This is a genomic window from Pseudoalteromonas sp. G4 (assembly GCF_028875915.1).
Taxonomy (GTDB): Bacteria; Pseudomonadota; Gammaproteobacteria; order Enterobacterales; family Alteromonadaceae; genus Pseudoalteromonas.
The window spans coordinates 26,125-33,406 of record NZ_JAPEHW010000046.1 but is presented as its reverse complement, the minus strand read 5'-3'; the positions used below and the strand labels follow the sequence as shown (position 1 = coordinate 33,406).

The window sequence follows — 7,282 nt, the reverse complement described above, 5'->3', positions numbered from 1 at the left end:
AAGCACTAAAAAAGCAAAACTGAATAAGCATTGCTTGGGTGTAATTAAGGGTAAAAGCTTCTTTTAAGTAGGGAATTAAAATGTCATTAAGACAGGTAATAAAACCCCACATAAAAAAGAGGCTAGTTAAAGCAACGAGTGCAAACTGGGTGTTAGAGGTATTACTTGCCTCAACTTGCACGGTCTGATTTAGTGGATTGGGTGAACTCACAATGATCTCCAGTTGATTTTTTTGTTGTAAGCGCTTACATTTAATTATGTAAGCGCTTACATTTATAGTTTGATAATTGCAGAAAGCGTTTAAAATATCAAATAGAAATCGGATTTTGATTCGCTAATTTTTAAGTGTCAGCTATTAAAATCACAATAAAACAAGGTGTTAATGACCATGAAGCATTTTCGCTTAGCCAAGACAAGTAACATGATGCAGCGAGATTTTACATTTGGTGTGGCCACATCGTCATACCAAATTGAAGGTGCGCGTAATACACGATTAAAGGCAAACTGGGACACCTTTTGTGAAAAAGAAGGCACTATCGCAGATAACAGCAATGGCGATGTAAGTTGTGAGCATGTAACCCACTGGCAGCAAGATGTTGCCATCATGGCCGATATTGGTGTTGATGCGTACCGTTTATCATTGTCATGGTGCCGCGTTATGTTAGAAGACGGTACGGTAAACCTTGAAGGTGTTAAGTTTTATATCAACTTATTTCAAGCCTTAAAAGCGCATGGTATTAAGATTTTTGTGACGTTTTATCATTGGGATTTACCAGATTACCTTGATAGACAAGGTGGGTGGTTAAATCGTCAAACAGCCTATGAGTTTGCCAATTATGTAGAAACAATCACGCCTTACATTTCACCTTATGTTGATTCATTTGCTACGTTAAATGAACCATTCTGCTCTGCTTATTTAGGTTATGAATTAGGCATTCATGCGCCAGGGCATACCGACCAAAAAGCAGGTAAGGTGGCAGCGCATCATTTGTTTTTAGCTCACGGTTTAGCAATGGAAATTCTAAACCGTTTAAGCCCAAGTACTGAAAACGGCATTGTACTTAATTTCTCGCCTTGTTATCCATTAACAGATTCAATTGAGGATGCCATTGCCTGTCGCCATGCGGATGAATATTTGAATTTGTGGTACTTAATGCCGTTACTTGAAGGGCGCTATCCAGACATTGTTAATCTATTGCCTGAGGAAGTGAAGCCGGATATCGCCGCAGGTGATATGGCAATTATTTCTACGCCACTCGACTTTATTGGTATTAATTATTATACCCGTAAGGTGTATCAAGCAGGCAATAATGTACTGTTTAAAGAAGTGGACTCAAATGAATATGCAAAAACAGCAATGGGCTGGGAAGTTGTACCAAGTGCTTTTTTTGATTTACTAACTGACTTAAATAAACGCTTTGAATTACCAAATATTTATATCACTGAAAATGGCGCTGCATTTGATGATGAAATCACTGATGGTGAAGTAATTGACCAAGCACGTTTTGATTACATTGATGAACATTTACTTGCTGTAGAACGAGCAATTCAGCAAGGAGTGCCAGTCAAAGGGTATTTTGTTTGGAGTTTATTAGATAACTTTGAGTGGTCAGAAGGGTATACTAAGCGCTTTGGCATAGTGCATGTGGATTACGAAACACAAAAGCGCACGCTTAAACACAGCGCGCTTGCGTACAAAGCACTAATAAACGCTAGAAATTCAAACTAATAACTATTAAATTTATTGAATGTAGAAGCAGTTTTCTTTTTTATGGCAACTATTTACGAAGTATCAAAAGCCGCTGGGGTATCGTTAGCAACCGTTTCACGTGTGATAAACGGCAATGCGAGAGTGAGCGAGCGCACTAAAGAAAAAGTGCATAAAGCGATGGCCGAGCTTGGTTATAAACCCAATGCAATTGCACAGTCACTCGCCTCAAATCGCAGTAATAGTGTGGGCTTGTTGGTGTCTGAACTGCACGGTTCATTTTTTGGTGACATGATGAGCTCAATTGAATCTATGCTGCGTGATGCTGGCAAGCATGTAGTGATCACTGCAGGCCACAGTGAAGCCGAAAAAGAAAAACAAGCCATTGAATTCTTAATTAGCCGACGCTGTGATGCACTTATATTAAATGCTGAAGCAGTCTCTGAAGAGTATTTAAAATCCTTACTCGACAATAATATCGAGATCATTTTGATCAACCGAAATATCGAATCTCTTCAAGAGCGCTGCATTGTACTTGATAACCAATTAGGCGGTTATTTAGCAACCAAAGCAGCAATAGAGCAAGGGCATCGTAATATTGCCTACATCAGCGGCCCGCATTTTAAAGAAGACGCGCAGCAGCGTTTAGCTGGGCACAAACAAGCACTTGAAGAAGCAGGAATTTCGTTTGATAGCAGTTTATGCTTTGAAGGCGGATACCATGAGTCAGAAGGGCAAGACGGGTTTAATGCCTTGTTCAAGCAAAATAACACATTTACCGCATTAATTTGTGCAAATGATGAAATGGCGTCTGGGGCAATGACGGCCGCCCGTGAGCATGGTCTTAGTATTCCAAACGAACTATCGATTATTGGCTTCGATAATGTGTTATTTGCCCGTTACTTATATCCAAAACTCACAACCGTTGATAACCCGATTGCGAAAATGGGTGAAATGGCTGCTAATTGGGTGCTCAGCAATATTTATAATACGAAAACGTCAACGCCAATTAATCATCTATTTAAACCAGAATTAATAATTCGTGACTCTCTTGGGGCTTTGCATGCTGACTAATCGAATCTCTCCCTCAGCTAAATTTGCGCTTATTGCCTCGTTTGGCGGGTTTGTATTTGGTTTTGATGCCTCGGTAATCTCTGGTGCTATCGGCTTTATATCAGAACAATTTTCGCTTGATGAATGGCAACAAGGGTTAGTTGTAAGTGCGCCTACCTTAGGTGCAATTATTGCCAGTTTTTTTGCGGCTTTTTTAAGTGATCAATTTGGCCGTCGCAATACCTTAATTGCGGTTGCTTTGTTATATATCTGTTCTGCTTATTTTTCTGCTGTCGCTTTTGATTTTGAAAGTTTAGTTTTGGCGCGTTTTATTGGTGGTTTGGCGTTTTGTTCATTGCTAATCACGCCCATGTATATCGCTGAGATTAGTTTGGCTAAATCGCGCGGCAGGTTGGTGTCTATCAACCAATTGAATATTGTGATTGGTTTATCGGTGTCGTATTTTTCAAACTACTTTTTACTGCAACTGGGTCATTCAGAAGGTAACACGTTAACGCTTTTTGGTACGCAGGCTGAAACTTGGCGCTGGATGTTAGCATTAGAATTAGTGCCAGCGACAGTGTGGTTTTTAGCACTCTTTTTATTACCAAAAAGCCCGCGCTGGTTGGTGCTCAAAAACCATCATTCAGATGCAAAAGCAGTACTCAAACGATTGTTTTCGCAAACAGATATAGACGCACAACTTGAAGAGATAAGCGTGATTGAACAAAAACAGAGTGCTTTTTTCACTCGTTTAAAAGGCTTGTTTGCGGGTAAAGTACGATTAGCTCTGTTGATGGGAATTACCCTTGCGATAGCCCAGCAAATATCAGGCATCAATGTTATTTTCTTTTATGCACCAGTGATTTTTGAGCAAAGTGGTATTGGTACTGATGCTGCGTTTTTACAAGCAAGTTGGATTGGGGCAATTAATGTGTTGTTTACCCTTGTAGCGCTGATAACGATTGATCAATTCGGCCGAAAGCCCTTACTTATTATTGGATTGGTTGGGGTTTGTGTAAGCATGCTGATTTGTAGCTATGGCTTTAAACAAGCAACTTATCAAATTAATGATAAAGATGTCGCTGCGTTAGCAGCAACCCATCAAGAGTTAAATGCGGCTAATCTGTCGCCGCTGTTAGCTAAAGTGTATACCTCTGATATTGCATTTAAAAATGCGGTGATTGAGGCCATTGGTGAACAGCAATTTAGGCAATTTGGTAGTGACATATTAATGCGCGCTACCGATATTAATGCAGCGCTTGTGCTCTTTGGTATCACAGCATTTGTTGCGTCTTTTGCTATGTCGCTGGGGCCTGTAATGTGGGTATTTTTCTCAGAGGTATTTCCAAGCGAATTGCGTAGTATTGGCATTTCCTTTTTAGCGTTGATTAACAGCGGTGTGAGCTTTTTAGTACAATTAGTATTTCCCTGGGAGCTAGCTAACTTAGGCGCGGCAATTACCTTTTTAATATATGGTGTGTGCGCATTGTTTACATTGGTATTAATCGTTCGCTTTTTGCCTGAAACGAAAGGGCAGTCACTTGAATATGTGAACCAAGCCAAAGCTTTGGAAAACTAAAATAACTGTATTTCCATTTCTTTGGCGAACATTTCAAGTGCGTGTAAGCCTGCAATCGAGTTGCCATATTGATTTAATTCAGGCGACCAAACAACGACTGTGTAGCGCTCTGGTACTATAGCTAAAATTGCGCCACCAACCCCCGATTTACCTGGCATACCAATGCGATAAGCAAAATCACCCGCGGCATCATATAAACCACTGGTAAACATCAGCGAATTAAGCTGTGAGTTTTGTTTGCGCGAAATAAAGGTTTCTTTTGTAGTTTGCGAAACCCCTTTATTGGTTAAAAAGCTAAAGGTTTTAGCTAGTTCAACAACGTTCATTTCTATGGCGCAGTATTTACAATAATTGCTCAGCACGGCATCTACATCGTTATCAAAATTGTTAAACGACTTCATTAAGTTAGCCATTGCAGCATTACGAAATCGATGCTTGAACTCAGATTTGGACACAAACTTATTAAAATTGATTTTACTGTTGCCTGAGAGCTCTCGCACCGTTTCTAAATAATGATGTAATGGTGCACTTACGCGTGATTGAAGTGCGTCACACACGGCAAGGGCACCAGCATTAATAAATGGGTTGCGCGGTACGCCATTTTCCATTTCAAGCTGAATAAGTGAGTTAAACGCCGTACCTGATGGCTCTTTTCCAACACGTTGCCACAAAGATTCACCATAGCGTTGTAATGCAAGCGAAAGCGTAAGTACTTTTGAAATAGACTGAATGCTAAAGCGTGTTTTAGCATCCCCTGTGGTATAAATTTTACCATCAACAGTGAGTACTGCCATAGCAAATTGCTTCGGGTTAATCTTGGCTAGCTCAGGAATGTAATTGGCGACGTTCCCTTGACCAAATAGCGCTTGGCATTGGGTATTTATCGTTGATAACAATGAAGCGATTTGTGTCATTTGGTTTCCTGAGTAATTTTAGTGAGACGTATCACTATAAAATAATTTAATGACCTTTCACCAACGAAAAGAACTAATTTGAACAGCTTAGAAAATCTAATAAGTGACTTGAAAAAAAGCTTACTTGCTGGCGGTGTCTAAGCGTTTTGGAAATTGCACTTGAAAGTGCGCACCACTATCGCATTCAAGTAATTGAATAGAACCTTTTAATTTTTGGCTAGTTAGGTTGTAACAAATACTTAAACCAAGCCCTGTTGAACCCGCATGACGGTTTGTTGTGAAAAATGGGTCGAAAATTTTATCGCCTAACGCGCTATCAATGCCAATACCATTATCTAAATAATCAATGTGTATTTGCTGTTGGTACTCAGAGATTGTGATGGTAATTTTACCGGCAACATCCGCTTTAAAGCCATGAGTGATAGAGTTTATGATAAGGTTTGTGAATATTTGCGATATCACACCCGGATAGTTATAAACTACAAATGTGCTATCACAAATGATTTCGACTTCAATGTTTTGCCGCTTGATTTGGTGACGTAAACTGATCACTACCTCGTTTAGGTATTCAACTATTTCAAACTCCCTTGCCATTTCAGAAACTTGGTCAACCGATACTTGTTTAAAACTCTTTATTAGTTCGGCGGCGCGACATAAGTTCTTAAAGACTATATTGGTTGCTTCAATTTGTTCGTTAAGTACTTGATCGAATTTTCTGCTGGATAGTTTTTGATCTTTAAAATCGGCCAATAGATCGGTTGTAATTTCACTTAAGTGAGATGTCGCGGTAATTGCAGAACCAAGCGGCGTATTTACTTCGTGAGCTACACCTGTAACGATCCCGCCAAGTGAAGCCATCTTTTCTGATTCGACTAATTGCTTTTGAGTGGAAACAAGTGCGAGATTTACTTCTTCTAACTCTTGGTTATGGGATGCCAAAATTTGGTTAAGCGTATGTTTCTTTTTATTAAAATACCAAAGACTTATAGCCAAGATAGCAAACGCCAATAGACCAAGTAAGCTGAGCATTAAGTTGTGAGTGGTTGTTTGTACTTGTTGCTCTTTTGTAACAAGAGCTTTTTCTTTATCACTCAATTGACCCTCAAGTGACTTCAGCGTATTAAGCTGCTCTTGGATGCGTTGTTGATTGTTTTTAACTTGTAAATTCAGGGCGGTTTTATCTGATGCAATTTTAGTAAGGGCTGTTTGTTGCTCTTCAAGTGCCAAAGTGTTTTTATCAAGCGCTTGTTGTGAATTATTTAAATCAATTTCTAGTTGGGCAAGGGCACTTTGATATTTTTCTTCAACTTGCTTAAAGTTTTTGATTAGCTTTTGGTATTCACTGTTTTTTTCGTTTATTTCCAATTGCTTTTGATTAATGACAAGTTGTTTTTCGGCAATATTTTTATTTTGAGAGTTTATACGTTCGTTTAGCTTATCAATAAGTTGTGATGATTCAGAAAGTTTAAAGGACATTTCTTTAACCATATTGGCAACATCAATTTCTGAACCGCCAAGTAGCACAATGTTTTTATCAATTTTTAAACCTTGGTATAACAAGTTATAGCGATTTAACTTAAACGATAGTGTTTGATTCACTGTTTTAAAAAAATTAATACCGATTAATTTGTTGTCTGTCACATTTTCTGTAATCAGTAAAATTGGGCGTTTTTCTATACTGGCTTGAAGCTGGGGTAATAGTTCATTACGACTTTTATCCACCACTAAAATATCTATTTTTGTATTGCTTACTTCAGCGGGGTTAGAGAGCCTTGAAAGTTTAAATGGGCCGGCTTGTTTGATGTTTAAAGCCATGTCATTAAGGCTTTGCCAATAAGCATCATCATCACCTAAGTAGGCGATATCAATATGTTTTAAAGGCGTTGGCCAACTAATAAATTGCGAAAACTGACCGATAAACGCAGATTTTAATTTTGTTTCTTCAACGGTTTTTTCTGCCATAGCTGGCATCAATAAAAATAGTAAAGAAATCACAAAAATAATCCGTGAAGAATAATTCAATCC

At 38.8% G+C, this 7,282-nt stretch carries 5 protein-coding genes and 1 pseudogene; 3 read left to right on the top strand and 3 right to left on the bottom strand.

Annotation, left to right across the window (positions count from 1 at the left end; translation table 11 throughout):
- A pseudogene (locus ON073_RS13505) lies at positions 1-181 on the bottom strand (glucose/galactose MFS transporter); the annotation flags it as partial.
- 207 nt (positions 182-388) lie between these two features.
- On the opposite strand from ON073_RS13505, the gene ON073_RS13500 reads away from it, so the two are divergent.
- Genes ON073_RS13500 through ON073_RS13490 form a run of 3 tightly spaced genes read left to right on the top strand, consistent with a single transcriptional unit; the run spans position 389 to position 4,343 of the window.
- Positions 389-1,729: a GH1 family beta-glucosidase gene (locus ON073_RS13500; protein WP_274762408.1), complete on the top strand. Its 1,341-nt coding sequence runs from the start codon at positions 389-391 to the stop codon at positions 1,727-1,729.
- 42 nt (positions 1,730-1,771) lie between these two features.
- Complete coding sequence (locus tag ON073_RS13495; protein WP_274762407.1) at positions 1,772-2,782, top strand: LacI family DNA-binding transcriptional regulator; 1,011 nt, start codon at positions 1,772-1,774, stop codon at positions 2,780-2,782.
- Positions 2,772-4,343, top strand: coding sequence for a sugar porter family MFS transporter (locus ON073_RS13490; protein ID WP_274762406.1), 1,572 nt, complete (start codon positions 2,772-2,774; stop codon positions 4,341-4,343). The genes ON073_RS13495 and ON073_RS13490 overlap by 11 nt, the downstream gene beginning before the upstream one ends.
- On the opposite strand, the gene glsB is transcribed toward ON073_RS13490, so the two are convergent.
- Both glsB and ON073_RS13480 read right to left on the bottom strand, forming a co-directional pair.
- Positions 4,340-5,257 (bottom strand): glutaminase B, encoded by a 918-nt coding sequence (gene glsB / locus ON073_RS13485; RefSeq protein WP_274762405.1) that lies wholly within the window; start codon positions 5,255-5,257, stop codon positions 4,340-4,342. The two genes, ON073_RS13490 and glsB, sit on opposite strands and share 4 nt — an antisense overlap.
- Before the next feature lie 120 nt (positions 5,258-5,377).
- Positions 5,378-7,252 carry a YfiR/HmsC family protein gene (locus ON073_RS13480; RefSeq protein ID WP_274762404.1) on the bottom strand — a complete coding sequence of 625 codons (1,875 nt, stop codon included), beginning with the start codon at positions 7,250-7,252 and terminating at the stop codon, positions 5,378-5,380.
- Between the last annotated feature and the right edge of the window lie 30 nt (positions 7,253-7,282).